Consider the following 23,174-nt stretch of genomic DNA (forward strand, 5'->3'; position numbering starts at 1 on the left):
GCACCAGGGTGGGTACCGGCGCCGTGTTTAAGCGCTGATGGCCACGCCCGCGTTATGCGCCTGCTCGTCCGCGTGGTAGGAGCTGCGCACCATGGCGCCCACGGCCGCGTGCACGAAGCCCATCTTGTAGGCTTCTTCCTCGAACATCTTGAACACGTCCGGATGCACATAGCGGCGCACCGGCAAGTGGTCGCCCGACGGCGCCAGGTACTGGCCGATGGTCAGCATGTCGACGTTGTGGCTGCGCAGGTCGCGCATCACTTGCAGGATTTCCTCGTCGGTTTCGCCCAGGCCGACCATGATGCCGGACTTGGTGACCGCGTTCGGATACAGGGCCTTGAAGTCGCGCAGCAATTCCAGCGAGTGGGTGTAGTCGGAACCCGGACGGGCTTCCTTGTACAGGCGCGGCACGGTTTCGAGGTTGTGGTTCATCACGTCCGGCAAGCCGTCGGCGAAGATCGCCAGCGCCTTGGCCAGGCGGCCGCGGAAGTCGGGCACCAGCACTTCGATGCGGGTGTTGGGCGAGAGCGCGCGCGTCTGCTTGATGCACTCGACAAAGTGGCCGGCGCCGCCGTCGCGCAGGTCGTCGCGGTCGACCGAGGTGATCACCACGTACGACAGGCGCAGCTCGGCGATGGTCCTGGACAGGTTGACCGGCTCGTTGACGTCGAGCGGGTCGGGGCGGCCGTGGCCGACATCGCAGAACGGGCAGCGGCGGGTGCACTTGTCGCCCATGATCATGAAGGTGGCCGTGCCCTTGCCGAAGCACTCGCCGATGTTCGGGCAGCTCGCTTCTTCGCACACGGTCACCAGCTTGTTGGCGCGCAGGATGTCCTTGATTTCGTAGAAGCGCGTCGACGCCGATGCCGCCTTGACGCGGATCCAGTCCGGCTTTTTCAGGCGCTCGACTTGTCCGATCGGCACGATCTTGATCGGAATGCGCGAGGTCTTGCTGGCGCCTTTTTGCTTGTCGCTGGCGTTGTAGACTGGGGCGATGCTGGTATCGGTGTCGGAAGTCATTTGGCTGTTTGCCCGTGGGGCTCTGTGGTGTTGTTCGATTCGGTAGGCGATTCGTTGTCCGGTGCATTGCCTGCGCCAAGCTGCTGCACCAGTTCGCGCGCCAGGGCTTGCTGCACGTCGGCCAGCGCGGCCGCGGCGCCCATGCTGCGCATGTCGACCGTTTCCAGGCCCGCATAGCCGCACGGGTTAATCCAGGAAAACGGCGCCAGGTCCATCGCCACATTCAGCGACACGCCATGGTAGGTGCAGCCGTTGCCGCGCACCTTGAGGCCGAGCGCGGCGATCTTGGCGCCCTTGCGCGGCCCGCCGGCGACATAGATGCCGGGCGCGCCGGCGATGCGCTCGCCAGCAAGATTATACGCCTCCAGCACATTGATGATCGCCTGCTCGATTTTTTCGACGAACTGGCGCGCGTACAGCTTGCCGCCCGGCTTGTTGCGGCGCAGGTCCATCAGCAGGTAAATCACCGCCTGGCCGGGACCGTGGAAGGTCACTTCGCCGCCGCGGTCGGTCTGCACCACGGGGATGCCGTGGGCGGGCGTGCCGGCGCCGGCCAGCAGGTGGGCGCGGTCGGCGCCCAGGCCCAGGGTGAACACGGGCGGGTGCTCGACGATCCAGAGTTCGTCGGTAGTGTCAGGCGTGCGGGCGTCGGTAAACGCGCGCATGGCGGCAAACACCGGCTCGTAGTCGGCACGGCCAAGGTTGCGGATGATCGCCTGCGCAGGGCGGATGGGGGGCATGGGTCGTCGATCGGGGATAAGGGAGCCCTGCCATTATAAGCCAGCGCCGGGCCGGATGCCGGCCGGGGGCCGCATGAGCACCGTCGGCTTTCGCCGCCTGTGCGGCATTCGCGCATCCGGGATGGACGTCTTGAACAATGCCGATCCATGCCTGGATTGAGCCGAAGATCGCGGCATGCGTCCCGCAACGCGAAAAAACCGGTGATGGGCCCTGCCCGGCCTCCCTGGTCGCTCATCCCGCTAGCATGTCAAGGCGCGCGGGCCGCCGCCGCACACCGCGCTTCGATCGAACGCCGGTCCATCCGGCTGGAGGCACAAAACCGATTGTCGCCGCCTTGATCCCGGACAAGCAATCGCCTCCCGCACCGCGCCATCAGCCGCATTAGCATAGTTGAAATGCTTCGTTGCCGCGCCAAACGGGCGCCGATAAGCTGGGTGCTCGATCATCACCCGTTCACCGCCATGGCCGCCGTCCTCGACACCCGTTTCGACATCGTCCCCTTCGACGCCCCGCTGGGCGCGGCCATCATCGGACTCGACCTGTCGGTCCCGCTGAGCCGGGACGACTTTGCCCTGATCCACCGCGCCCACCTCGAGCACCATGTGCTGGTGTTGCGCGACCAGCACATCACGCCGGCCCAGCAGGTGGCGTTCAGCCGCCGCTTCGGTCCGCTGCAAATCCATGTGCTGCGCCAGTTCCAGCTGCCCGCCGCGCCGCAAGTACTGCGCATTTCCAACATCAAGGAAAACGGCCAGCCGATCGGCCTGGGCGACGCCGGCCATTTCTGGCATTCGGACCTGTCCTACAAGCCCACCCCCAGCCTGGGCTCGATGCTGCACGCGCAGGAGTTGCCGGCCGAGGGTGGCGATACCCTGTTCGCCAACCAGCACCTGGCCTGGGACAAGCTGCCCGGCTACCTGCGGCGCGCCATCGACGGCCGCAGTGCCGAACACAGCTACCTGGCCAAGTATGCCGAACTGCAAAAGCGCAGCCCGTGGCGTCCCAACCTGACGCGCGCCCAGATCGAGGAAGTCAAGCCGGTCACCCATCCGATCGTGCGCACCCATCCGGAAACCGGGCGCCGCGCGCTGTTTGTCAGCGAGCATTTCACCACCCGCGTGATCGGCTTGCCGGACAGCGACAGCCGCGCCCTGCTCGATGCGCTGTTCGCCTTCAGCACCCGTCCCGAGTTCATTTACCGCCACCAGTGGCAGGCGCGCGACATGGTGTTCTGGGACAACCGCTCGGTCGTGCACCTGGCCGCCGGTTGCCCGGAACATCAGCGCCGCTTGCTGTACCGCACCACCATCGAAGGCAATGCGCCGTTCTGACCGGCACCGACCAAGGACCCCACCATGACTCTGTTGAAGAAAGCCGCCATCGCCCTGGCCTGCTGCGCCACCCTGGCCGCCAGTCCGGCCCGGGCCGAAGGGCGCATCCGCATCGCCGAGCAGTTCGGCATCGTGTACCTGCTGCTGAACGTGGCGCAGGACCAGAAACTGATCGAAAAGCATGGCCGCAAGCAGGGCGTGGAGATCGACGTGGACTGGGTCAAGCTGTCGGGCGGGGCGGCCATCAACGATGCGCTGCTGTCGGGCTCGATCGACATCGCCAGCGCCGGCATCGGTCCCCTGCTGACCGTGTGGGATCGCACCGCCGGCAAGCAGAACGTCAAGGGCGTGGCATCGCTGGGCAACTTTCCGTATTACCTGATCAGCACCAATCCGAACGTCAGGACCATTGCGGACTTCAGCGACAGGGACCGGATTGCGCTGCCGGCGGTGACGGTGTCGGTGCAGGCGCGGATTTTGCAGATGGCGGCGGCGAAACAGTGGGGCACGGCCGAGTTCAAGAAACTCGACCGCCTGACGCAGGCGCTGCCGCATCCGGACGCGGCCGCCGCGATCATCGCCGGCCAGACCGAAATCAATGCCCATTTCGCCACCCCGCCTTACCAGGAACAGGAACTGGCGGCCAATCCCAGGGCCCATATCGTGCTCGATTCCTACGCGGTGCAGGGCGGGCCCGGTTCCTCGACCGTGCTGTACGCCACCGAAAAATATTTGAAGGACAATCCCAAGACCTACCGCGCCTTTGTCGACGCGCTGGCCGAGGCGGCGCAGTTCATCAGCGCCAGCCCCGAAGCGGCAGCCGATGCCTACCTGCGCGTGAACAAAAGCAGCATCGAGCGCGCCCTGCTGCTGAAAGTCATCAAGAACCCGAAAATCCAGTTCCAGGTGGCGCCGCAAAACACCTTCGGCCTGGCGCAATTCCTGTACCAGGCCGGCGCGCTGAAAAAGCAGCCCACCAGCTGGCGCGATTACTTTTTCCAGAGCCCGGCCGTGGCCTCGGGGAGCTGACATGGACGCGCACCGCTTTCCCATCGGCCCCGGCGACGCGCTGCTGCGCGCCGAGGGCGTCACGCTCGACTACCGCAGCGGCACGCGCATCGTGCGCGCCACGGACCGGGTGAGCTTCGACGTGCACCGGGGCGACCGCCTGGTGCTGCTGGGGCCGTCCGGCTGCGGCAAGTCGACCTTGCTCAAGGCCATCGCCGGCTTCATCACGCCGCGCGCCGGCAGCCTGACCCTGGACGGCCAGCCCATCCTGCGCCCCGGACCGGACCGGATCGTGGTGTTCCAGGAATTCGACCAGTTGCCACCATGGAAGACGGTCAAGGGGAATGTCATGTTTCCGCTGCTGGCCGGGGGCATGGCCAGGGCCGAGGCCCAGGCGCGCGCGCTGCACTGGATTAACAAGGTTGGCCTGTCGCAGTTCGCCGATGCCTTTCCGCACACCTTGTCGGGCGGCATGAAGGCGCGCGTGGCGATTGCGCGCGCGCTGGCGATGCAGCCGGCCATCCTGCTCATGGACGAGCCCTTCGCCGCGCTGGACGCGCTCACGCGCCGCAGCATGCAGGAGGAATTGCAGACCCTGTGGGAAGAAATCCGCTTCACGATGCTGTTCGTCACCCATTCGATCGAAGAAGCCCTGGTGGTCGGCAACCGCATCGTGCTGCTCTCGCCCCATCCGGGCCGCGTGCGCGCCGAACTGAACAGCCACCAGTTCGACCTCGGCAGCGCCGGCGGCGAACAGTTCCAGGCGGCCGCCCGGCGCATTCACCGCCTGCTGTTCGGGGACGATGCGCTGGCGACCGGATCGCCAGCGCAATTGTCCACACCGTTGCCCACAGACTTATCCGACCACTTATCCGACCACTTATCCCAGCGCTTATCCACCGGTTTATCCACCGGGCTCAACCAGGAGTTATCCCCCCACTTATCCCACCAGTTATCCGCGCGCTTGTCCAGTCACTTGCCCACAGAGTTATCCACGCAGTTATCCACCGGGCTGCACGCATGAGCGCGCGCCTTCTGCCGCCGATCCGGCCGGAATATGTGGTGCCCCTGAGCGCGCCCGCCCCGGCCGTGCAGGCCGATCCGCCGGCGCCGCTGCGGCGCGCGCTGGGGCACGCCTGGCTGCGCAAGTCGCTCCTGCTGCTGCTGCTGGCGGCGCTGTGGGAGGCGCTGGCGCGCTGGCAGGACAAGGACTTGCTGCTGCCGGGCGCGCTGCAGACGGCGCGCGCCTTTGCCGCCGGCATGGTCTCGGGCGAATTGCCGGGCTACGTGGCGGCCTCGCTGGCGGTGCTGGTGCAGGGTTACGCGCTGGGCGTGGCCGGGGCGCTGGTGCTGACTTCGCTGGCGATCGGCACCCGCTTCGGGCGCGATCTGCTGGAAACCCTGACCGCGATGTTCAATCCCCTGCCCGCCATCGCGCTGCTGCCGCTGGCGCTGCTGTGGTTCGGCCTGGGCCGCGCCAGCCTGGTGTTCGTGCTGGTCCATTCGGTGATGTGGCCGCTGGCGCTGAACGCGTATGCCGGATTCGGCAGCGTCCCCGAGACCTTGCGCATGGCCGGGCGCAATTACGGCCTGAACGGGACGCGGCTGGTGTTCCAGGTGATGATTCCGGCGGCGTTGCCGGCGATTCTGTCGGGCCTGAAAATCGCCTGGGCCTTCGCCTGGCGCACCCTGATTGCGGCCGAGCTGGTGTTCGGGACGACCTCGGGAAAAGGCGGGCTCGGCTGGTATATCTTCCAGAGCCGCAACGAATTGTTCACCGACAAGGTGTTCGCCGGACTGGCGGCGGTGATCGTCATCGGCCTGCTGGTCGAGGGCCTGGTGTTCCAGACGCTCGAACGCCTGACGCTGCGGCGCTGGGGCATGCAGCGCCAGGCCTTGGGCACGCCCTGACGATTACATGACGATCTTGACCATCGGGTGGGCCGACAGCGCGCGGTACAGATCGTCGAGCTGGGCGCGGCTGGTGGCGCGCACGGTGACGGTCAGCCCGGTGTAGTTGCCTTTCGGCGAAGGGCGCACTTCCATGCGGCCGATATGAAAGGTGGGATCGAATTCGAGCACCACGTCGACAATGGTGGCGGCGAAATCGTCGTGCGTGGCGCCCATCACCTTGATCGGGAAGTCGCTCGGGTATTCGATAAGGGATTCAGTCGGTTCCATACACATTCCAATTCTAAAAATGACAACACAGCCGCGCTCCCCGCATGGGAACGCGCTTTGCGACATTGTAGCCAAAAAAAGGCCAGCGCTAGGCTGGCCTTGAACTATTCCCTTGGGGGGGAACAGGTGAGACTGGTACGGATCAGCGGATCTGCTGCTGCACGTTGTCGCGCCGGTCCTGGCGATCCTGGCGCTGCTCGCGCGCGCGTTCGCGCTTGTCGGCCTCTTCGGCCTGCTTCTGCTGCTGGGCCTGCTGCTTGGCCTGCTGCTGCTGGGCCTGCTGCTGTTGCTGGGCCTGGCGAGCCTGGGCCTGCGCCGCTTCGCGTTGCTGGGCGTCGCGCTGCTGGGCTTCACGTTGCTGGGCTTCACGCTGCTGGCGCTCGGCCTGCTGGCGGCGTTCGTTATCGGCATCGCGCTGCTGGCGTTCGGCCTGCTGGCGGCGCGCATTCTCGGCATCCTGCTGTTGCCGCTCGGCCTGCTGGCGGCGCGCGGTCTCGGCCTCGCGCTGCTGACGCTCGGCCTGCTGCTGGCGGTCGGCCTGCTGCTGGCGCTCGACCTGGCGCAAACGTTCCTGGTCGGCGTCGCGCTGCAGCCGCTCGGCGATCTGGCGGTTGCTGGCGTCGCGCTGCAGGCGTTCGGCCTGCTGGCGGTTGAGGGCGTCGCGCTGCCCTTGCAGCTGCGCTTCGGCTTCGCGCTGACGCCGCTCGCTGTCGAGGGCGTGCTGGCGCTGTTCCCTCTCGGCGCCGCGCAGGCGCTCGCCGTCGGCCTGGCGCTGGCGTTCGGCCAGCTCGGCTTCACGCAGGCGTTGCTGGGTTTCGAGGCTGCGGCGGCCGTCCGTTTCCATCTCGCGCAGGCGGCGTTCGTTGACCTGGTCGCGCTCGCGCCGCTCGATCTCGGCTTCGCGCTGGCGCCGGTCCTTCTCGGCCAGGCTGCGCTGCGGCTCGTTGGTGGTGAGCACTTGCGGCGGCGTGCGCACGAAGCGCTCGTTGTCGCCTGGGCGGCCGTCGCGCCGGCTGAACGGCTGGCCGTCGCCGGACGGCACCGTGATCACCCGGCCCGGCCCGTTGCGGTCGGAGCGGCCGTCGCCGTCGCGGTCGAAGCGGTTGCGCCAGTTGCCCTGCGGGCGCGGCGGCGCGCCGAACGGCGCATTCTGGGTCGTCAGCGGCGTGAGCAGCGGACGCGGCGCGCGCGGCACCACGATCTGGCCGCGCCCGACGAACAGGTTCAGGCCGACCACGGTCAGGCCGTCGTGCCGGCCCGGACGATAATCGGGACGCGCGTGGCGGTTGTGGTGGCGCAGGTGCTCGGGCGGCAGGTGGTAGCCGGGCACGTAGGATTCGCCCGGATTGAGCGGATACCAGCCCTGCGCGGGCGCGTTGCGGCGCGTGCCGTTGTCGTTGAAAGCGAGGTTCCAGTTGTTGCCGCCGACCCAGCCGACCAGCGCCGGCGCCCAGACCGGACGGCCGATATTGCGGCCCGGCGCCCACGACCAGCGCTGCCTGACCAGCACCCAGCGCCCGTAGTGCGAGGGCGCGTAGCCCCATGGCGCGTTATCGACCCAGGTCCAGCCCCACGGGGCCAGGTAGGTCCAGCGGCCGTCGCGGTAGGGCACCCAGTCGGCCGCCACGCTGCGCGGGGTCCACAGGGGGCCGTAATCGCTGTCGTCGCGCCAGACGCCGTGCTGGTCGAGTTCTTCGTAGCCGGTCATTTCGGTGGTGACGTAGCGGTCCGAGGTGGTGCGCTCGTCGCGCGCATCGCGCTGCAGCGACCAGTCGTCGAAACTGTCGCGTACCGCCAGGGCCGTGCGCACATCGTCGTCATGCACGTCGACCCGCTTGCCGGCGCGCACCGCCAGGCTGGAACCGCCGCCGTCGACCTGGGCCGTGCCCTCGAACACCGAGACGTTGGTGGTGTCGCGCACGCGTTCGGCGTCGATGCGCAGGCGGCCCGGTTCGCGCATGCGCACCACGCCCTGCGGGGTCGAGATGTCGAGCCCGCGCAGCACCTCGGCGTTGCGCACGCGCAGGCTCAGGCTGCCGTAATGCAGGTGCAGGCGCAGCGTATCGTCATCGAGTTCGACGACGTCGAGCGAGGAGTCGCCGTCGAGCCGCACCGAGGTCGAGCCGATCCGGATTTCGGTGCGGCCGTTGCGCTGCGTGACGATCTGGTTGCTGGTCGTCACCGGCCAGTTGACCAGCGCCGCCGTGGCTTCCTCGCCCACCTCGCTGCTGATGTTGACCGGCCCCTGGGCCAGGGCGATACGGCCGACGCGCGCTGGCGTATCGGCCAGCGCCAGGCCCGACAGGGCGGAGAACGCCAGCACCATCAGGGTTTTACGGAAAGGAATAATCATACAAGCTCCAGGGCGCACGAGGGACGTCGTCCCCCTGTAACGCGCGAACGCGGCGGCGGACGACAGGGGTTACAAACAGTTGCACATTCTGCGCTACTGTTACCCGCGAAGCAACTCAGGCGGGATGGCCGCCGCGCTTGACGAAGAACAGGGCGCCGCCGATGCAGGCCAGCACGGCGCCGAAGAAACGGTTCTGCTTGCGCAGCGCGCCGGCATCGCGGAAATACTGCTGCATGGACGAGGCCAGGAAGGCATAGCCGTGCATGACGATGGTATCGATGGTCACCATGGTGGCGCCCAGGATCGCCAGCTGCGGCAGCAGCGGCAGGGTGTTCGAAATAAATGTCGGCAGCACCGCGACCATGAAAATGATCCCTTTCGGGTTAGTCGCATTGGTCAGGAAGCCGGTCAGGAAGCGCTTTTGCCAGGCCGGATGGGCCGCCACGGGCGCGTCGGCGCGGCCGGCGCCGGCGACCACCGGTGCGCGCCACTGCTGCACGCCGAGGAAGATCAGGTACAGGGCGCCGAGCGTCTTGACGATGTTAAATGCCAGTTCCGAGGCCAGCAGCAGCGAGCCGACGCCGGCGCCGGCGATGGCGAACACCAGCAGCAGCCCGCATTGCAGGCCGGCCACGGTGGCGCTGGCCTTGCGCAAGCCGTAGGCCAGGCCGTGCGACATCGACAGGACCGCGCCCGACCCGGGCGAAATGGCAATCAGCGAGCCGGCGATGACGAAGGCGATCCAGTTGGCGAGCGGCATGGGGAAATCGGGGAAGAAAGATGAGAGGGGTACGGCGGTGTCAGGCAAGGGGCGGGACCGGCGCGGTCCCGAAGCCAGGCGGAAAACACGCGGCAGCTGAAGCGGCGAAGCCGGTCGGGGACCGACGTCGCCGCTTCAGGCCGCGCGCAGGGCCTGCGTGCTTCGCTTACTTCTTCTTCGGGTTGACCGCAGCCTTCAGGGTCGCGCCAGCCGAAAACTTAGGCGACTTCGACGCCGCGATCTTGATCGCTTCGCCAGTCGATGGATTGCGGCCCTTGCGCGCAGCGCGCTTGGCAACGGAGAAGGTACCGAAACCGGTGATCCCTACCGTGTCGCCTTTTTTCAGACGCTCGGTGATGATCTCGATGATCGTGTTCACCGCGCTGTTGGCAGCTGCGCCGGACATTTCTGTACGCTTCGCAAATTCCGCAATCAGTTCGCCTTTTTTCATAAAAATCCTCCCGTGTTAAAAGAGCGGGAAGATTAGCATAATTATTGCCTAATGTAATAAATTCTAAAGTGTACGCACAAAAGTAAGCCCCGCTGTGACTGGATCACGACGAGATCGGGGGCCATTGCGCGCAGCCGCGACGGCGGCGCGCGCGGCTTACTCGGCCAGTGCGGTCTCGGGACGCGCCTGCGGCAGGCGCATGCGCAGGGCCGCGTTGATCAGGGTCTGGTAACCCTTGCCGCTCTGCTCGGAGAGCGAGCGGAACTGCTGCAACACCTCGTCGTCGAGGTAGATGGTGATGCGGGTCTTGCGCTTGGCCGGACGGCCGGCGGCTGGGGTTGCATTGGAAAAATCGTACTCGGATTTCATGGTTGCCTCGCTTTACATCGTGTGGTTGGCTTGCGTCGCTTGGTATCGATCGTGACAGGCCCGGACTGGCGTGGTGAAGGGCCGGGGCCTTGTACTGATACGACTATACGTACATGCCATCGCGACAAGGGGCGGAAAGCGACGAGTTGCAGATTTTGGGGGGTGAAACGCAAAAAGCCGGGCTGGACGGACTCGGGTTAAGATGCACGCTTTCGACCAACATTGGAGCAGGACAGATGGCTGCAAGCAGTTTACTGGCATTAATCGACGATATCGCGACCATCCTCGACGATGTCGCCGTGATGAGCAAAGTGGCGGCCAAGAAGACCGCCGGCGTGCTCGGCGACGACCTGGCGCTCAATGCCCAGCAGGTGACGGGCGTGAAAGCCGACCGCGAACTGCCGGTGGTGTGGGCGGTGGCCAAAGGTTCGTTCGTGAACAAGGCGATCCTGGTGCCGGCCGCGCTGGCCATCAGCGCTTTCTTGCCGCAAGCCATCACGCCGCTGCTGATGATCGGCGGCGCTTACCTGTGCTTCGAGGGTTTCGAAAAGATCGCCCATAAATACCTGCACAGTCCGGATGAAGATGCGGCGCACCACGACCAGCTGGTCAAGGCGCTGTCGGACGAATCGGTCGACCTGGTGGCGCTCGAGAAAGAAAAGATCAAGGGCGCGGTGCGCACCGACTTCATTCTGTCGGCCGAGATCATCGTCATTTCGCTGGGCACGGTGGAGGGAGTCGATTTCGGGCGCCAGGTCGCGGTGCTGACGACGATTGCGATCGTGATGACGGTCGGCGTGTACGGGCTGGTGGCGGGCATCGTCAAGCTCGACGATGCCGGGCTGTACCTGAGCCAGCGCGCCAGCGCCGCTGCGCGCGGCTTCGGGCGCCTGCTGCTGGCGGCCGCGCCCAAGCTGATGAAGACCTTGTCGGTGGTCGGCACGGCGGCCATGTTCATGGTCGGCGGCGGGATTCTGGAGCATGGCTTCCCGGTGCTGCATCATTTTGTCGACGACGCCTCGGCGGCGGCCGGCGCGGTGGCGGGCATCGGACCGGTGCTCAAGGCGATCGTGCCGACCCTGGTCGACGCCATCATCGGCGTGATCGCCGGCGCGCTGGTGCTGGGCGTGGTGATGGGCGCCAAGCGCCTGTTCAGAGGCAAGGGCGGCGCCAAGCCGGCGTAACGTCTCCTGATGTCCACCGCGGTGCCTGGCACCGAAGTGGACATTTCCCTCCCCGATGTCCACCCCGGTGCCTGTCCACCCCGGTGCCTGTCCACCCTGGTGCCTGGCACCGAAGTGGACAATTTTCCCCTGATGTCCACCCCGGTGCCTGTCACCGAAGTGGACAATTTCCTCCGCTTTCCATCCCGTGTCCACGCTGGCGCCTGCCGCCGTGTCCACTCTGGTGCCTGGCACCGCAGTGGACACGACGCCGTCGGGTCGCCGGCTTCCTTACGCGGAACTGACGAATAAATCCAAACTGTTGTTATCAGATCTGCATAGCCGGTTCTGGAATTGACATTGCTTTCTCTTCGTTCCAGTATGGATTAGCAAGTTTTCCACTATTTAGACGGCTGAGTTGATAGGTGTTTTAAAACAATATTCATAGTTAACCCGAGGGAGCAGGTATGCAGAAACGATTCGCACCGCAGAAGCACGTACTGGCATTATCGATTGCAACGTTGTTTTCCACCGGCGCCGCCGTGGCGCAGGATGCAGCACCGAATGACACGTCGAATACCGTGGTCGTGACCGGTACCCGGGTCGCCAACCGCACCGCCCTCGACACCGCCTCCCCGGTCGATATCATCTCGGCCGACTCGCTCAAGAATTCCGGCACCACCGAAATCAACCAGGCCCTGGCCGTGGCCCTGCCCTCGCTGAACTTTCCGCGCCCGGGCCTGGCCGACGGCACCGATACCATCCGCCCCGCCACCCTGCGCGGCATGGCGCCCGACCAGACCCTGGTGCTGGTGAACTCGAAACGCCGCCACGCGTCCTCGCTGGTGAACGTGAACGGCACCATCGGGCGCGGCTCGGCCGCCGTCGACCTGAACACGATCCCAACCGCGATCGTCAGGAACATCGAAGTGCTGCGCGATGGCGCGGCCGCCCAGTACGGCTCGGATGCGATTTCCGGCGTGGTCAACCTGCGCCTGCGCAACAACCGCGACGGCGGCGAGGCGACCGTCAATTACGGCGCGCGCCTGACCGAATACGATTTCCTGACCGGCGGCGCGCCCGCCAACGCTACCTGGCAGGCGCAGAACTCGCGCAAGCGCACCGACGGCCAGACCGCCACCGTCAGCCTGTGGAAGGGCCTGGCGCTGGGCGACACCGGCTACCTGACCATCGCCGGCGAATTCAAGGACCAGAAGCACACCGAACGCAGCGGCTACGACATGCGCCAGCAGTACGCGCTGGTGGGCGGCGCCTTCGACCCGCGCGAAAACACCATCAACCGCTTCAATACCTGGTATGGCGAGCCGGAAATGAAGCAGTCCACCGTGTTCGCCAACGCCGGCGACACGCTCGGCAACGGCGTCAAGGTGTACGGCTGGGCCAGCTATCAGAAACGCGAGGCCAGCTCGGCCGGCTTCTTCCGCTGGTCCAACGACCCGCGCAACATCCCGTCGATCTATCCGGACGGCTTCATGCCGATCATTTCGCCCGTGGTCGACGACTTTGCCGCCACCGGCGGCGCCAGCTGGACCATGGGCGAGTGGGAAATGGACAGCTCGCTCGGCTACGGCAAGAACAAGATGGACTTCACCATCGAGAACACCCTGAACCGCTCGATCGGCCCGAGCAGCAAGACCTCCTTCGAGGCCGGCGGCTTCGAATACGACCAGCTGGTATTCAACCTGACCGGGGTGCGCTCGATCGCGCTGGCCAGCCTGTCGTCGCCGTTGAACGTGGCGGTCGGGGCCGAGGCGCGGCGCGAAGGCTACAGCCTGTTCGCGGGCGAGCCCGATTCCTACCGTTTCGGCGGCCAGCTGTTGCCCAACGGCCAGCCGACCGCGCCGGGCGCGCAAGTGTTCTCGGGCTTCCGTCCGCAGAACGAATCGGATACGCACCGCACCGCCGTGGGCGCCTTCGTCGACCTGGAAGCGAACATCACGCCGGAACTGCTGACCTCGATCGCGGTGCGCGCCGAGCGCTATTCGGACTTCGGCAACAGCCTGGCCGGCAAGCTGGCGGGCCGCTACGATTTCAGCAAGGCCTTCGCGCTGCGCGCCTCGCTGCAGAACGGTTTCCGCGCACCCTCGCCACAACAGCAGAACTTCACCTCGACGGCGACCAACTTCATCACCGGCGTGCCGTTCGAGATCACCACCTTCCGCCCGACCGATCCGGTCGCGGTGGCGCTCGGCGCCAAGCCGCTCGACGCCGAAAAATCGGTCAATGCCTCGCTCGGCGCGGTGCTGCGCCTGGGCAGCGCCAACGTGACCATCGACGCCTACCGCATCAAGGTGCGCGACCGCATCGTGCTGTCCGAAAACCTGACCTCGGCCGACGTGCGCAACTTCCTCACCAGGCAGGGCTTCATCGGCGTGGGCGGCGGGCGCTTCTTCATCAACGGCGTCGACACCACCACCGACGGCGTCGACGTGGTGGTGAACTGGGCGGCCAATGGCGGCGATATCGGCAAGTTCGACTTCACGGTGGCGGGCAACTTCACCAGCACCGATGTGACCAGTGTCCCGGCCACGGCGCAGCTGGCGGCGCTGCCGACCCCGACCCCGCTGTTCGACCGCCTGAATGTGCTGTCGCTGGAACAGGGCCAGCCGAAGAACAAGTTCAACGCCAGCACCAACTGGAAGCTGGGCCAGATGGGCGCCACCCTGCGCGCCACCCGCTACGGCAAGGTCCTGTCGCCGAACGCTTCGCCGGCGCTGGACGTGACCCTGGGCGCGAAAACCGTGATCGACCTGGAAGGACGCTATGCGCTCACGTCCAAGCTGAACCTGGCGCTCGGTGCGGAGAACCTGTTCGACAAGTATCCTGAATCGGTCGGCAATGCGCTCAATCCGAGCGGCAATGCGCCGTTCCCGAACTACGCGCCGTTCGGGCGTGGCGGGCGCTACGTGTACGCGCGCGCCACCTACGCGTTCTGACATGCGCCTGAGGCCCTTATTGCCGCCCGCGCGGCAATAAGGGTGCAAGACCAGGGCCGCGCGCTTCGCCGGCCCGTCTCTTTCCCTTCCCGCGCTCTCGATCCCGCCCCAATTGCGCCACGCCCATCAGCGCGGGCGCAAAACCCGCTATCATCCCGACTCCCGCAAACCGGTCGCCCCGCCTGGCAAGCGCCCCTGTTGCCAGACCCGGCGCCAGCGGGGGCCGCGACAGGCGCCGTCGGTCGCCGGGCTGGCGGCGCGCGGGCGTCATGCGGTCGTCGACGAAGCAGGCCACGGCCGAGGCGACGGCGGCCGAAACAAGGCTGCGCCGGGTTGCGGATGTCCAGGTGTCCATGGTGTCCTCGTGGAATTTAGTGAACGTGTTGGTGGATACAGGCTCGATGGGTATGAACGGTAAGGAGGTCGGATGCGCATTTTGCTGACAGGAGCGAGCGGGTTTATCGGCAGGCATGTGCTGAACGTGTTGCTGGCCGAGGGGTATTACGTGGTGGCCGCCGTGCGCAAGCCGCCCGCCGCCAGCACGCGCCCGCGCCTGAGCTACATCGAGGCCGATTTTGCCAAGGATACCGACAAATCGGCCTGGCTGGCGCGCCTGGACGGCATCGACGTGGTGATCAACACGGTCGGCATTTTCCGCGAGCATGGCAAGCAGACCTTCGCCACCATCCACAGCGATACGCCGCGCGTGCTGTTCGCCGCCTGCGTCGAGTCGGACGATGTGCGCATGGTGATCCAGCTGTCCGCGCTGGGCGCCGACCAGCAGGCCGACACCGCCTATCACCTGAGCAAGAAGGCGGCCGACGATTACCTGGCCCTGCTGCCGCTGCGCTCGGTCATCCTGCAGCCGTCCCTGGTGTACGGCAAGGATGGGGTGAGCGCGCGCGTGTTCCGCACCCTGGCCAGCATGCCGCTGTGCGCGCGCTTCGGCGACGCGCCGCAACTGGTGCAGCCGATCCACGTGGACGATGTGGCCTGCGCCATCGCCAGCCTGGTGCGGCGCCCGCTGCCGGTCGGGCCGGCCGGCGCCACGGCCCAGCGCATCCCCCTGGTCGGCCAGACCGCCCTGCCGTTCACCGATTACCTGGCGGCCTTGCGCAGCGGCCTCGGCCTGGGCAAGCTGCGCGTGCTGCGCTTGCCGGCCTGGTGCGGCAAGCTGCTGGCGGGACTGGGACGGCTGGTGCCGGGCAGCCTGCTCAACCGCGATTCCTTGCGCATGCTCGACCGTGGCAGCAGCGCCGATCCGGGCATGACGATGCGCCTGATCGGGCGCCTGCCGCGCGCCATTGCCAGCTTCATCGACGACCCTGCCGCCGAGCGCATGCAGGCCAAGCTGCACTGGCTGATGCCGGTGCTGCGCGTGTCGATCGCGGCGGTGTGGATCGCCACGGCGGCGGTGTCGGCCGGGCTGTACCCGGTCGAGCAAAGTTATCAGTTGCTGGAACGCACAGGCGTGCCGCCCCAGCTGCAGCCGCTGATGCTGTACGGCGCCTGCGCGCTCGACCTGCTGATCGGGATCGGCATCCTGACGCTCAAGCGGCGCCGCTGGCTGTGGGGCGCGCAATTGCTGCTGATCGGCTTCTACACGCTGGCGATCGCCTTCAGGCTGCCGGAATTCCTGCTGCACCCCTACGGTCCGCTGAGCAAGAACCTGCCGATGCTGGCGGCCATCTGGCTGCTGTTCGAGCTTGAAGAAAAGAAACCTGAGGAAAAATAATGGACTACCTGATCGTCAAATGGCTGCACATCCTGTCGTCGACCTTTTTGTTCGGCACCGGCATCGGCTCGGCCTTCTACATGCTGTTCACCAGCCTGAGCCGTGATGTGCGGGCGATCGCCGTGGTCAGCCGCCATGTGGTGCTGGCCGACTGGATCTTTACCACCACCACCATCATCGTCCAGCCGCTCACCGGCCTGTATATGATCCACCTGGCCGGCTTTGCGTGGACCAGCGCCTGGATCGTGTGGTCGATCGGCCTGTATTTCTTTGCCGGCGCCTGCTGGCTGCCGGTGGTGTGGATGCAGCTGCGCATGCGCGACATGGCCCAGGTAGCCGCGCGCGACAGCACCGAGTTGCCGCCGCTCTACTGGCGCTACCTGCGCTGGTGGGTGGCGCTGGGGATTCCGGCGTTTTTCGCGCTGGTGATCGTGTTCTGGCTGATGGTGGCCAAGCCCGCATGAGCGCGCCCATGATCCCGTACGCCAACCTGGCGGGCGACTCCGGGGTCGAGGCCTACCGCCCTGGTGTGCGCCGGATCACCGTGCAATTCGTCGGCGGCGCCCAGTATGTCTACACCTATGCCAGCGCCGGCCAGGAACATGTGGAGCGGATGACACTGCTGGCGCAGGCGGGACGCGGACTGGCCACCTACATCAGCCGGCACGCGCACGACGCGTGGGCCAGCAAGCGGCCTTAGACCGGCAAGCGCACGCGGAAACAGCAGCCGCCCGGCTCGCCCGGCAGGCAGCGCACCTCGCCGCCGTGATGGCGCGCAATCTGGCGCACCAGCGACAAGCCCAGGCCGACGCCGCCGGCCGCTTCGCTCGCGCCCGGCACCCGGTAGAAAGGCTCGAAGATGCGCTCGCGCTGCGCCTCGGGCACGCCGGGGCCGCTGTCGCAGATGTCGAGCACGATCGCCTCGTTGCCCTTGTTTCCCTTGTTTCCCTTGTTTCCCTCGCTTCCCTCGTATCCCCCGTTTCCCTCGTAGCGCAGGCTGGCGTGCACCTCGGTGCCGGCGCCGTAGCGCGCGGCGTTTTCCAGCAGGTTGCGCACCAGGCGCCGCAACAATTTGGCGTCGCCCGCCAGGCTGATCGGCTGCGCGTCGAACGTGGCCTTCAGGCGCGTGCATTCCTCGGCCACGATGGCGGCCAGGTCGACCTGCTCGTCGCGGCGCGCCAGGTCGGCGGTGGCGTCGAGCCGGCTGGCCAGCAGGACTTCGTCGATCAGCTGGTCGAGTTCGCCGATGTTGCGATTGAGTTCGTCGCGGATCGGCGGCGCCGCCTGGTCCTGCATCAGCTCGACCGCCATGCGGATCCGCGCCAGCGGCGAGCGCAGTTCGTGCGAGGCGTTGGCCAGCAGGCTCTTCTGCGAACCGACCAGCGCCTCGATGCGCGCCGCCGCCTGGTTGAAGCTGGTGGCCAGGCGCGCCACTTCATCCTTGCCTTCCACCGCCACGCGGGTGCCGAGCTGGCCGCCGCCCCAGGTTTCCACGCTCGCCTGCAGGCGCTCGAGACGCCGCGTCAGGCGCCGCACCACGGGATAGGCGGCGGCGGCGACCATCAGCGCGATCAGCAGCAGGATCGCGACCAGGCCGAGCGAGGCGCTCTTGCCGTAGGCGCGCTGGGCGACCAGCCAGCGCCCGTCGGGCAACTGCAGGGTGAACACGGCCATCGGCCCGAGCAGCATGCTGTCGCGCCGCGCTTGCGCCAGCGGCGGCAGCGGCTCGCCGGCGGCGGCGATCGGCGCGCCGTCGGCCTGGTGCAGCGCCAGGTTGGCTTGCAGGCGCCGGGTCCAGCGCGCCAGCACGGCCTGCTGGTCGGCAGGCGAGGCGCTGGCCGGCGGCAGGATGCTGGCCGCCACTTCGGCAAACGCCTCGTTGCTCGAACTCATGTGTTCCGGATCGTAGGCCCAGTGCACCAGGCCGAACAGGCAGACCGCCAGCGCCAGGCTGACCAGCAGGGCCACGTAGATGCGCAGGTACAGGTGGTGCGCCATCGAAAAGCGCCGGCCGCGTTCGCCACGTCCGCGTTCCCGGCCGCGCTCGCGCTTCCAGCCGCGCGGTCCGCCCTGCCAGCCGTGCTCGCATCGCTGCTCGGCGCCATGCTGGCCGTGTTCGCGCCTACGCATCCTGCACCTTGGCGAACACATAGCCGGCGCCGCGCACGGTGATGATGCGCTTGGGCTGCTTGGGATCGTCCTCGATGGCCTGGCGCAGGCGTCCGATATGCACGTCGATCGAGCGGTCGAACGGTTCCAGCGACTCGCCCTTGACGGCGTCGACCAGGTGTTCGCGCGAGAGCACCCGACCGGCGCTGGCCGCCAGCGCCAGCAGCAGGTCGAACTGGTACGAGGTCAGGCTGCGCGCCTGGCCGTCGACCGTCACCCGGCGCGCGCCGGTATCGATCAGCAGGCGGCCGAACTGGCGCAGGCCGCTATCGAGCCCGGCCAGCTGCGGACGGCGCAGCACGGCGCGCAGGCGCGCCAGCAGTTCGCGCGGCTCGAAGGGCTTGGGCAGGTAGTCGTCGGCGCCCAGTTCGAGCCCGACCACGCGGTCGAAGGGATCGCCCTTGGCGGTGAGCATGACGATCGGCACCGAGGCCAGCGGCGCGCCGAGGGCGCGGATGCGCCGGCACACGTCGAGGCCGTCGGCGTCGGGCAGCATCAGGTCGAGCAGGACCAGCGCCGGGGGGCTCGCTTCGAGCTCGGCCAGGCCGGCGGCGGCGCTGGCGGCGTGCGCCACCTCGTAGCCGTTCTGGCGCAGGTAGGTGACGACCATGCCGGCCAGGCGCTCGTCGTCTTCAATCATCAAAATACGCGGAAGCATGTCGGCGCTGACTTGTCGTCCAAAGTGTCGGAAGGCCCAAGGATACATGGCTGGAGGGAATCGGTGGCGGCGCTCATTGCATGCGTTTTTTCATGTGCGCGGCGAAACGCAGGCGCTGCTCGGGCGTGAGCACCTCGGCCGCGTCTTCCACCGCCGCCAGGATGCGCTTGCTGACCAGGTCGACCCGCTCGACTTCCTGCACGCGCAACTGTTCCAGCGCGCCCCGGTCGATGGCCGGCGCCGCCAGGAGCTCGTGGGCCCTGGCGTGGCTGGCCTTGAAGTCGCGGTGCAGCGGTTGCAGGTCGGCAAAGGCGGACTTGGCGATGGCCGCCAGGCGCGCCTTTTGCTCGGCCGTGCCGTCGCTGAGCAGGTGCTCGACCATTTTGTCGATGTGCTTGCCGGCGGTGGCCGGGTCCATGCTGGCGAAGTGGCCGCGCTGGCCGTGCATGCCGCGTCCTTCGCCGGCGAAGCTGGCGCCGGCCAGGCTGATGGCGCCGGCGGCCAGGCCGAGGGCGGCGCCGACCAGCCAGCGCCGTCCGCGCCGCTGCGGTCCGTGGCCGTGGCTGCCTTCGTGGTCGTGCTGATGATGGTGGTGGTGGTGACCGTGTTTGTTCGGATTCATGTCGTGCCCTTTCGTGGGGCGGCGCCGGACTGGCTCCGCATGCTTGTACTGTAGGCGGCGGGCCTGTCCGCTTCATGTGTGGGCGGTAAAGTTTTGTAAAGCGGGTGCTTGCACGCTTTCGCTATTGCCCATACGATGGAAATCCCCACGATCGAGGTTCGCACATGGAAAACAAGAATGCACTGGCGGCACTGGCCGCGCTGGCCCAGGAGTCGCGCCTGGCGGTGTTCCGCCTGTTGATCGAGGCCGGCCCGGGCGGCATGTCGCCGGGCCAGATCGGCGAGCGGCTGGGCCTGCCGCCATCGTCGCTCTCGTTTCACCTGAAGGAACTGACCCACGCGCAACTGATCGCGCCGACCCAGCACGGGCGTTCCCTGATTTACGCGGCGCAAATGCCGACCATGAACGCCCTGATCGGCTTCCTGACCGAGAACTGCTGCGGCGGCAATCCCTGCGGCCCCGCAGCCGCGCCGCTACCGGCGGCAACGCTGCCGTAGTAACATCTGCTTACATATTGACATTCAGTTAAAAATTCCGAAGGTGAGATGGCGAACAGTGTTGCCTAATATATAGGCATACCCTGAATGCAAGAATGTTAATACGGGCAGTACATGAGCTACCGGGGCACCAGGGACCGCAAGGCCTATGGCATGGCGCGCATGGTCAAGGCCATCGATCGCGCCATCGATTCATCGTCGGATGAGGAGAAGGCGCGGGCCGCGCGCTGGGCCTCGGCATGGGGCGCCATCAGCGGGATTCACTCGCGCGGGATCCGCCTGCGCCGCACCGATCTGTTCAAGCAGCGGCCGCGCAGGAAGACCGCTTCCAGCGCCTGAGGTGCGCGGCCGGCAAGGCGCGGCCAGGCAGAATCAGGCGCGGCCGAACGCCGCCATGACCACCTTCGTCGCCGCCGCCAGGATCTCGCTGTTGGCCTTGGCCTGCGGATCGGCCTGCGTGTAGTACAGCGCCAGCACCACCGGCGCGCCCTGCGGCGGAAACACGATGCCGATATCGTTACTCGAGCCATACGCCCCGGTCCCGGTCTTGTCCGCCACTGCCCAGCCGGCCGGCACGCCCGCGCGGATGCGGGTATCGCCGGTGGTATTACCGCGCATCCAGTTCTGCAACTGGTCGCGCTGCGCCGCGGGCAAGCCGTCGTCCAGCGCCACGCGGCGCAGCAGGCTCGCCATCGCCGCCGGGGTGCTGGTGTCGCGCGGGTCGCCCGGGATCGCTGTGTTGAGCTCGGTTTCCCAACGGTCCAGGCGGAACACGGTGTCGCCCACGCTGCGCGCAAAGCCGGTGACGCCGTCCGGGCCGCCGATCAGCTTCATCAGCAGGTTGGCGGCGGCGTTGTCGCTGTACTGGATGGTGGCGGCGCACAGTTCGCCGATGGTCATGCCAGCGTCCACGTGCTTTTCGGTGAGCGGCGAGTAGCTCACCAGGTCCGCCTTGCCGTAGCGCACGCGCTGGTCCAGCCAGCCTGGCACGTTCTTGCCGTGCGCGAGGATGGCGGCGGCGGCGATCGCCTTGAAGGTGCTGCACATCGGAAAGCGCTGGTCGGCGCGGTGGCCGAGCCGGCGCCCGTCGCCGGTATCGATGGCGTCCACGCCCAGGCGCCCGCCGGCGGCCGTCTCCAGTGCGGCCAGGCGCGCCTGCGCCTCGGACCGGGCGGCGCCGGCGCCGGCGCCGGGAGCGGTGGCGCAGGCCGCCAGCAGCGGCGCGCAGGCGCCGGCGATCAACAGGGTACGGCGGCGCGGGGAAAAGGACAGCGAAGAAGTCATGGCGGCTTTCTGTTCGGAGGGTGGACGGCACGGTGTTGTATAGCCGCCATTCTCCACCATGCCTTGTCCCACCTCAACCATTGTCGTGTGGAAATATGGTCTTCTGTGGACTCCCCAACGTCGCTTGCGCACGGTGCGCAGGGTCGCCGGGCTGTTCACAGAAAAGGAAACTCCCGATGAACACCGAATCGTTCCGCCTGACTATTTTCCATAAGCTGGTGATGACCTTGCTGGCAGTGGCGCTGATTCCCCTGATCGGCGTGTGGTACGCGGGCAGCAGCCAGGCGCGCGCCGATGCGACGGCCAACATTTCCCAGCAACTGGTCATGACCGCCAGCGGCATCGCCAACGGCATCACCAGCTGGGACGAGGCGAATGTGCGCGCGCTCCAGCAGAACGCCAGGCTGGACGATATCCGCAGCATGGACCCGGCGCGCCAGACCCCGGTCCTGCGCGCCATGGGCGAGAGCTACGACTGGGCCTTCGTGGTGTTTACCATCGAGCCGACCGGGGAGAACATCGCGCGCAGCGACGACAAGCCGATGGCCCGCTTCGGCGAGCGCAGCTATTTCCAGGCCGCCATGAAAGGCGCGCCGTCGAGCCGCCAGGTGCTGATCAGCAAATCGACCAGCCGCCCCGCGCTGACGGTCGCCGTGCCGGTCAGGAACGCCATGGGCAGCACGGTCGGCGTGCTGGCCATGGCCATGAAGCTGGACGATATTTCCAAGGTCATCAAGGACACCCGCATCGGCGAGACCGGTTACGCGATCCTGCTCGACGCCGACAACAAGGTGATCGCCTCGGGCCGTCCCGACCAGTCCACCGACGCGGTGCAGGACATGGCCAGCTATCCGGCCCTGAAGGTGGACGGCATCGCCGACCAGCCGACCGTGTACGCGGCGGGCGGGAAGCGCATGGTCGGCTACGCGCGCACGTTGCCGCAGGGCTGGACTTTGCTGGTGGAACAGGACTACGCCGAAGCCTACGCTTCGCTGGACCGCCTGGAGACCGGCGCGCGCGCCCTGATCGTGCTGACCGCCGCCCTGGTGGTGGGGGTGGCGGCCTTCCTGGCCAAGCAATTGACGATGCCGATCAACCAGCTGATCGTGGTCGCCGAACAGCTGAGCAAGGGCGAGTTCACGGAATCGATACCGGGCACCGCGCGCGGCGACGAGATCGGTTCGCTGGCGCGCGCCATCGAACGGCTGGGGATCAGCATCCAGATGGCCATCAGCCGCCTGAGCCGCAGGGCATGAGGGATCCGGGGAGAACGCCATGACACACCAGGAGCTGATGCCCTTCGGCGGCATCGTCGAGCAATTGCGCCAGTTCTGCGACCAGCGCCGCACCGGCACCGCCTTCATCGTCAGCGACGACAACCGCATGGCCCAGGTGCATATGGACAGCGGCAACATCGTCATGCTGCTGTGCCGGGGCCGGCGCGGGGCCGATGCGCTGGCCGCGATGCGCACCATGCTGCGCGCCAGCGTGCGCTTCGACGACAGCTACGTGGCGCGGAAAGACAACCCGAAGGCGGCCGGCGTCAGCCTGGCGGACTTGCTGGACGATCCGGCGCCGCTGCGTCCGCGCGTGCCGCTGCGGGCCGGACCGCAACCGACGCGGCCACGCCCGCCGCCGGCCGTGTTCGCCAGCGCCGACCTGCTCAGGCTGGAACGCATGCTGGCCGGGCACATCGGGCCGATGGCGACCATCGTCTGCGCCGAGCACGCCAGCGAGGCGAGCGACCTGCGCGCGCTGGTGCTGGCGCTGGCGGCCGACATTCCGGACAAGAAGCAGGCCGCCGATTTTCGCCTGGAAGCGGGACGGGCGCTGGGGCTGGGAGCGGTGTAGGCGCGCACCCGGCGCCGACTTCAC

23 protein-coding genes and 1 pseudogene are annotated in these 23,174 nt (G+C 67.2%); 13 read left to right on the forward strand and 11 right to left on the reverse strand.

Annotation, left to right across the window (positions count from 1 at the left end; all coding sequences use genetic code 11):
- Positions 1-27: 27 nt before the first annotated feature.
- The gene (lipA, locus tag EJB06_RS15465) at positions 28-1,020 is read right to left on the reverse strand and encodes a lipoyl synthase (RefSeq protein ID WP_126074921.1); all 993 of its coding nucleotides are present in this window, start codon (positions 1,018-1,020) and stop codon (positions 28-30) included.
- Positions 1,017-1,760, reverse strand: coding sequence for a lipoyl(octanoyl) transferase LipB (gene lipB, locus EJB06_RS15470; RefSeq protein WP_126074922.1), 744 nt, complete (start codon positions 1,758-1,760; stop codon positions 1,017-1,019). Before lipB ends, lipA begins: the two co-directional genes overlap by 4 nt.
- 462 nt (positions 1,761-2,222) lie before the next feature.
- Between lipB and EJB06_RS15475 the strand changes: the two genes are divergently transcribed.
- From EJB06_RS15475 to EJB06_RS15490, 4 genes and pseudogenes are all read left to right on the forward strand, one after another.
- Positions 2,223-3,092: a TauD/TfdA dioxygenase family protein gene (locus EJB06_RS15475; protein ID WP_126074992.1), complete on the forward strand. Its 870-nt coding sequence runs from the start codon at positions 2,223-2,225 to the stop codon at positions 3,090-3,092.
- A 24-nt stretch (positions 3,093-3,116) separates the two neighbouring features.
- Positions 3,117-4,121 carry an ABC transporter substrate-binding protein gene (locus EJB06_RS15480; RefSeq protein WP_126074923.1) on the forward strand — a complete coding sequence of 335 codons (1,005 nt, stop codon included), beginning with the start codon at positions 3,117-3,119 and terminating at the stop codon, positions 4,119-4,121.
- A gap of 1 nt (position 4,122) precedes the next feature.
- Positions 4,123-4,929 (forward strand): annotated as a pseudogene (locus EJB06_RS15485) (ABC transporter ATP-binding protein); the annotation flags it as partial.
- Positions 4,930-5,120: 191 nt separating this feature from the next.
- Positions 5,121-6,011, forward strand: a complete 891-nt coding sequence (locus tag EJB06_RS15490; protein ID WP_126074924.1) for an ABC transporter permease — start codon at positions 5,121-5,123, stop codon at positions 6,009-6,011.
- A 3-nt stretch (positions 6,012-6,014) separates the two neighbouring features.
- Here EJB06_RS15490 and EJB06_RS15495 read toward each other — a convergent pair whose 3' ends face one another.
- The 5 genes from EJB06_RS15495 to EJB06_RS15515 form a co-directional block, all read right to left on the reverse strand.
- A complete protein-coding gene (locus EJB06_RS15495) occupies positions 6,015-6,281 on the reverse strand; it encodes a DUF493 family protein (protein WP_126074925.1) in 267 nt (88 codons plus the stop codon).
- Between the two features lie 142 nt (positions 6,282-6,423).
- Positions 6,424-8,634 (reverse strand): DUF6600 domain-containing protein, encoded by a 2,211-nt coding sequence (locus tag EJB06_RS15500; RefSeq protein WP_126074926.1) that lies wholly within the window; start codon positions 8,632-8,634, stop codon positions 6,424-6,426.
- Positions 8,635-8,749: 115 nt separating this feature from the next.
- Positions 8,750-9,394 carry a LysE family transporter gene (locus tag EJB06_RS15505; protein WP_126074927.1) on the reverse strand — a complete coding sequence of 215 codons (645 nt, stop codon included), beginning with the start codon at positions 9,392-9,394 and terminating at the stop codon, positions 8,750-8,752.
- 166 nt (positions 9,395-9,560) lie between these two features.
- A complete protein-coding gene (locus EJB06_RS15510) occupies positions 9,561-9,845 on the reverse strand; it encodes an HU family DNA-binding protein (RefSeq protein ID WP_126074928.1) in 285 nt (94 codons plus the stop codon).
- Between the two features lie 156 nt (positions 9,846-10,001).
- A complete protein-coding gene (locus EJB06_RS15515) occupies positions 10,002-10,214 on the reverse strand; it encodes a BrnA antitoxin family protein (protein WP_126074929.1) in 213 nt (70 codons plus the stop codon).
- Between the two features lie 236 nt (positions 10,215-10,450).
- Here EJB06_RS15515 and EJB06_RS15520 point away from each other — a divergent pair, with 236 nt between their 5' ends.
- The 5 genes from EJB06_RS15520 to EJB06_RS15540 all read left to right on the forward strand — a co-directional run bounded on the left by EJB06_RS15520 (position 10,451) and on the right by EJB06_RS15540 (position 16,769).
- Positions 10,451-11,398 carry a DUF808 domain-containing protein gene (locus EJB06_RS15520; protein WP_126074930.1) on the forward strand — a complete coding sequence of 316 codons (948 nt, stop codon included), beginning with the start codon at positions 10,451-10,453 and terminating at the stop codon, positions 11,396-11,398.
- A 446-nt stretch (positions 11,399-11,844) separates the two neighbouring features.
- Complete coding sequence (locus EJB06_RS15525) at positions 11,845-14,334, forward strand: TonB-dependent receptor plug domain-containing protein (RefSeq protein ID WP_126074931.1); 2,490 nt, start codon at positions 11,845-11,847, stop codon at positions 14,332-14,334.
- 427 nt (positions 14,335-14,761) lie between these two features.
- Positions 14,762-16,069 carry an SDR family oxidoreductase gene (locus EJB06_RS15530; RefSeq protein WP_126074932.1) on the forward strand — a complete coding sequence of 436 codons (1,308 nt, stop codon included), beginning with the start codon at positions 14,762-14,764 and terminating at the stop codon, positions 16,067-16,069.
- Positions 16,069-16,533: a DUF2269 family protein gene (locus EJB06_RS15535; protein ID WP_126074933.1), complete on the forward strand. Its 465-nt coding sequence runs from the start codon at positions 16,069-16,071 to the stop codon at positions 16,531-16,533. Before EJB06_RS15530 ends, EJB06_RS15535 begins: the two co-directional genes overlap by 1 nt.
- Positions 16,530-16,769: a hypothetical protein gene (locus EJB06_RS15540; RefSeq protein ID WP_229427105.1), complete on the forward strand. Its 240-nt coding sequence runs from the start codon at positions 16,530-16,532 to the stop codon at positions 16,767-16,769. The genes EJB06_RS15535 and EJB06_RS15540 overlap by 4 nt, the downstream gene beginning before the upstream one ends.
- On the opposite strand, the gene EJB06_RS15545 is transcribed toward EJB06_RS15540, so the two are convergent.
- The 3 genes from EJB06_RS15545 to EJB06_RS15555 all read right to left on the reverse strand — a co-directional run bounded on the left by EJB06_RS15545 (position 16,766) and on the right by EJB06_RS15555 (position 19,518).
- Positions 16,766-18,199, reverse strand: coding sequence for a sensor histidine kinase (locus tag EJB06_RS15545; protein WP_229427106.1), 1,434 nt, complete (start codon positions 18,197-18,199; stop codon positions 16,766-16,768). The two genes, EJB06_RS15540 and EJB06_RS15545, sit on opposite strands and share 4 nt — an antisense overlap.
- Complete coding sequence (locus tag EJB06_RS15550) at positions 18,192-18,896, reverse strand: response regulator (protein ID WP_449823132.1); 705 nt, start codon at positions 18,894-18,896, stop codon at positions 18,192-18,194. The genes EJB06_RS15545 and EJB06_RS15550 overlap by 8 nt, the downstream gene beginning before the upstream one ends.
- Before the next feature lie 73 nt (positions 18,897-18,969).
- On the reverse strand, positions 18,970-19,518 hold the full coding sequence (locus tag EJB06_RS15555) for a Spy/CpxP family protein refolding chaperone (protein ID WP_126074935.1): 549 nt from the start codon (positions 19,516-19,518) through the stop codon (positions 18,970-18,972).
- Positions 19,519-19,682: 164 nt separating this feature from the next.
- On the opposite strand from EJB06_RS15555, the gene EJB06_RS15560 reads away from it, so the two are divergent.
- Positions 19,683-20,015: an ArsR/SmtB family transcription factor gene (locus tag EJB06_RS15560; protein WP_126074936.1), complete on the forward strand. Its 333-nt coding sequence runs from the start codon at positions 19,683-19,685 to the stop codon at positions 20,013-20,015.
- 114 nt (positions 20,016-20,129) lie between these two features.
- Positions 20,130-20,354, forward strand: a complete 225-nt coding sequence (locus EJB06_RS15565) for a hypothetical protein (RefSeq protein ID WP_126074937.1) — start codon at positions 20,130-20,132, stop codon at positions 20,352-20,354.
- Positions 20,355-20,387: 33 nt separating this feature from the next.
- On the opposite strand, the gene bla is transcribed toward EJB06_RS15565, so the two are convergent.
- Entirely contained in the window at positions 20,388-21,299 is a 912-nt protein-coding gene (bla, locus tag EJB06_RS15570) for a class A beta-lactamase (RefSeq protein ID WP_370660131.1), read from the reverse strand.
- Positions 21,300-21,475: 176 nt separating this feature from the next.
- Here bla and EJB06_RS15575 point away from each other — a divergent pair, with 176 nt between their 5' ends.
- Positions 21,476-22,555, forward strand: a complete 1,080-nt coding sequence (locus EJB06_RS15575) for a cache domain-containing protein (protein ID WP_164557926.1) — start codon at positions 21,476-21,478, stop codon at positions 22,553-22,555.
- Between the two features lie 19 nt (positions 22,556-22,574).
- The gene (locus tag EJB06_RS15580; protein WP_126074939.1) at positions 22,575-23,150 is read left to right on the forward strand and encodes a DUF8082 domain-containing protein; all 576 of its coding nucleotides are present in this window, start codon (positions 22,575-22,577) and stop codon (positions 23,148-23,150) included.
- Positions 23,151-23,174 lie beyond the last annotated feature (24 nt).

Origin of the sequence: Massilia atriviolacea, from assembly GCF_003953935.1 — a bacterium.
Lineage (GTDB): Bacteria > Pseudomonadota > Gammaproteobacteria > Burkholderiales > Burkholderiaceae_D > Telluria_A > Telluria_A atriviolacea.

Excerpts from the sequence above, each read along its gene's own strand:
- EJB06_RS15510 (WP_126074928.1), bottom strand. The coding sequence starts at position 9,845 with ATGAAAAAAGGCGAACTGATTGCGGAATTTGCGAAGCGTACAGAAATG.
- EJB06_RS15515 (WP_126074929.1), bottom strand. The coding sequence starts at position 10,214 with ATGAAATCCGAGTACGATTTTTCCAATGCAACCCCAGCCGCCGGCCGT.
- EJB06_RS15495 (WP_126074925.1), bottom strand. The coding sequence starts at position 6,281 with ATGGAACCGACTGAATCCCTTATCGAATACCCGAGCGACTTCCCGATC.
- EJB06_RS15580 (WP_126074939.1), top strand. The coding sequence starts at position 22,575 with ATGACACACCAGGAGCTGATGCCCTTCGGCGGCATCGTCGAGCAATTG.
- EJB06_RS15500 (WP_126074926.1), bottom strand. The coding sequence starts at position 8,634 with ATGATTATTCCTTTCCGTAAAACCCTGATGGTGCTGGCGTTCTCCGCC.
- lipA (WP_126074921.1), bottom strand. The coding sequence starts at position 1,020 with ATGACTTCCGACACCGATACCAGCATCGCCCCAGTCTACAACGCCAGC.
- EJB06_RS15550 (WP_449823132.1), bottom strand. The coding sequence starts at position 18,896 with ATGCTTCCGCGTATTTTGATGATTGAAGACGACGAGCGCCTGGCCGGC.
- EJB06_RS15535 (WP_126074933.1), top strand. The coding sequence starts at position 16,069 with ATGGACTACCTGATCGTCAAATGGCTGCACATCCTGTCGTCGACCTTT.
- EJB06_RS15545 (WP_229427106.1), bottom strand. The coding sequence starts at position 18,199 with ATGCGTAGGCGCGAACACGGCCAGCATGGCGCCGAGCAGCGATGCGAG.
- EJB06_RS15530 (WP_126074932.1), top strand. The coding sequence starts at position 14,762 with ATGCGCATTTTGCTGACAGGAGCGAGCGGGTTTATCGGCAGGCATGTG.
- EJB06_RS15490 (WP_126074924.1), top strand. The coding sequence starts at position 5,121 with ATGAGCGCGCGCCTTCTGCCGCCGATCCGGCCGGAATATGTGGTGCCC.
- EJB06_RS15520 (WP_126074930.1), top strand. The coding sequence starts at position 10,451 with ATGGCTGCAAGCAGTTTACTGGCATTAATCGACGATATCGCGACCATC.
- EJB06_RS15555 (WP_126074935.1), bottom strand. The coding sequence starts at position 19,518 with ATGAATCCGAACAAACACGGTCACCACCACCACCATCATCAGCACGAC.
- bla (WP_370660131.1), bottom strand. The coding sequence starts at position 21,299 with ATGACTTCTTCGCTGTCCTTTTCCCCGCGCCGCCGTACCCTGTTGATC.
- EJB06_RS15475 (WP_126074992.1), top strand. The coding sequence starts at position 2,223 with ATGGCCGCCGTCCTCGACACCCGTTTCGACATCGTCCCCTTCGACGCC.
- EJB06_RS15525 (WP_126074931.1), top strand. The coding sequence starts at position 11,845 with ATGCAGAAACGATTCGCACCGCAGAAGCACGTACTGGCATTATCGATT.
- EJB06_RS15540 (WP_229427105.1), top strand. The coding sequence starts at position 16,530 with ATGAGCGCGCCCATGATCCCGTACGCCAACCTGGCGGGCGACTCCGGG.
- lipB (WP_126074922.1), bottom strand. The coding sequence starts at position 1,760 with ATGCCCCCCATCCGCCCTGCGCAGGCGATCATCCGCAACCTTGGCCGT.
- EJB06_RS15505 (WP_126074927.1), bottom strand. The coding sequence starts at position 9,394 with ATGCCGCTCGCCAACTGGATCGCCTTCGTCATCGCCGGCTCGCTGATT.
- EJB06_RS15480 (WP_126074923.1), top strand. The coding sequence starts at position 3,117 with ATGACTCTGTTGAAGAAAGCCGCCATCGCCCTGGCCTGCTGCGCCACC.
- EJB06_RS15565 (WP_126074937.1), top strand. The coding sequence starts at position 20,130 with ATGAGCTACCGGGGCACCAGGGACCGCAAGGCCTATGGCATGGCGCGC.
- EJB06_RS15560 (WP_126074936.1), top strand. The coding sequence starts at position 19,683 with ATGGAAAACAAGAATGCACTGGCGGCACTGGCCGCGCTGGCCCAGGAG.
- EJB06_RS15575 (WP_164557926.1), top strand. The coding sequence starts at position 21,476 with ATGAACACCGAATCGTTCCGCCTGACTATTTTCCATAAGCTGGTGATG.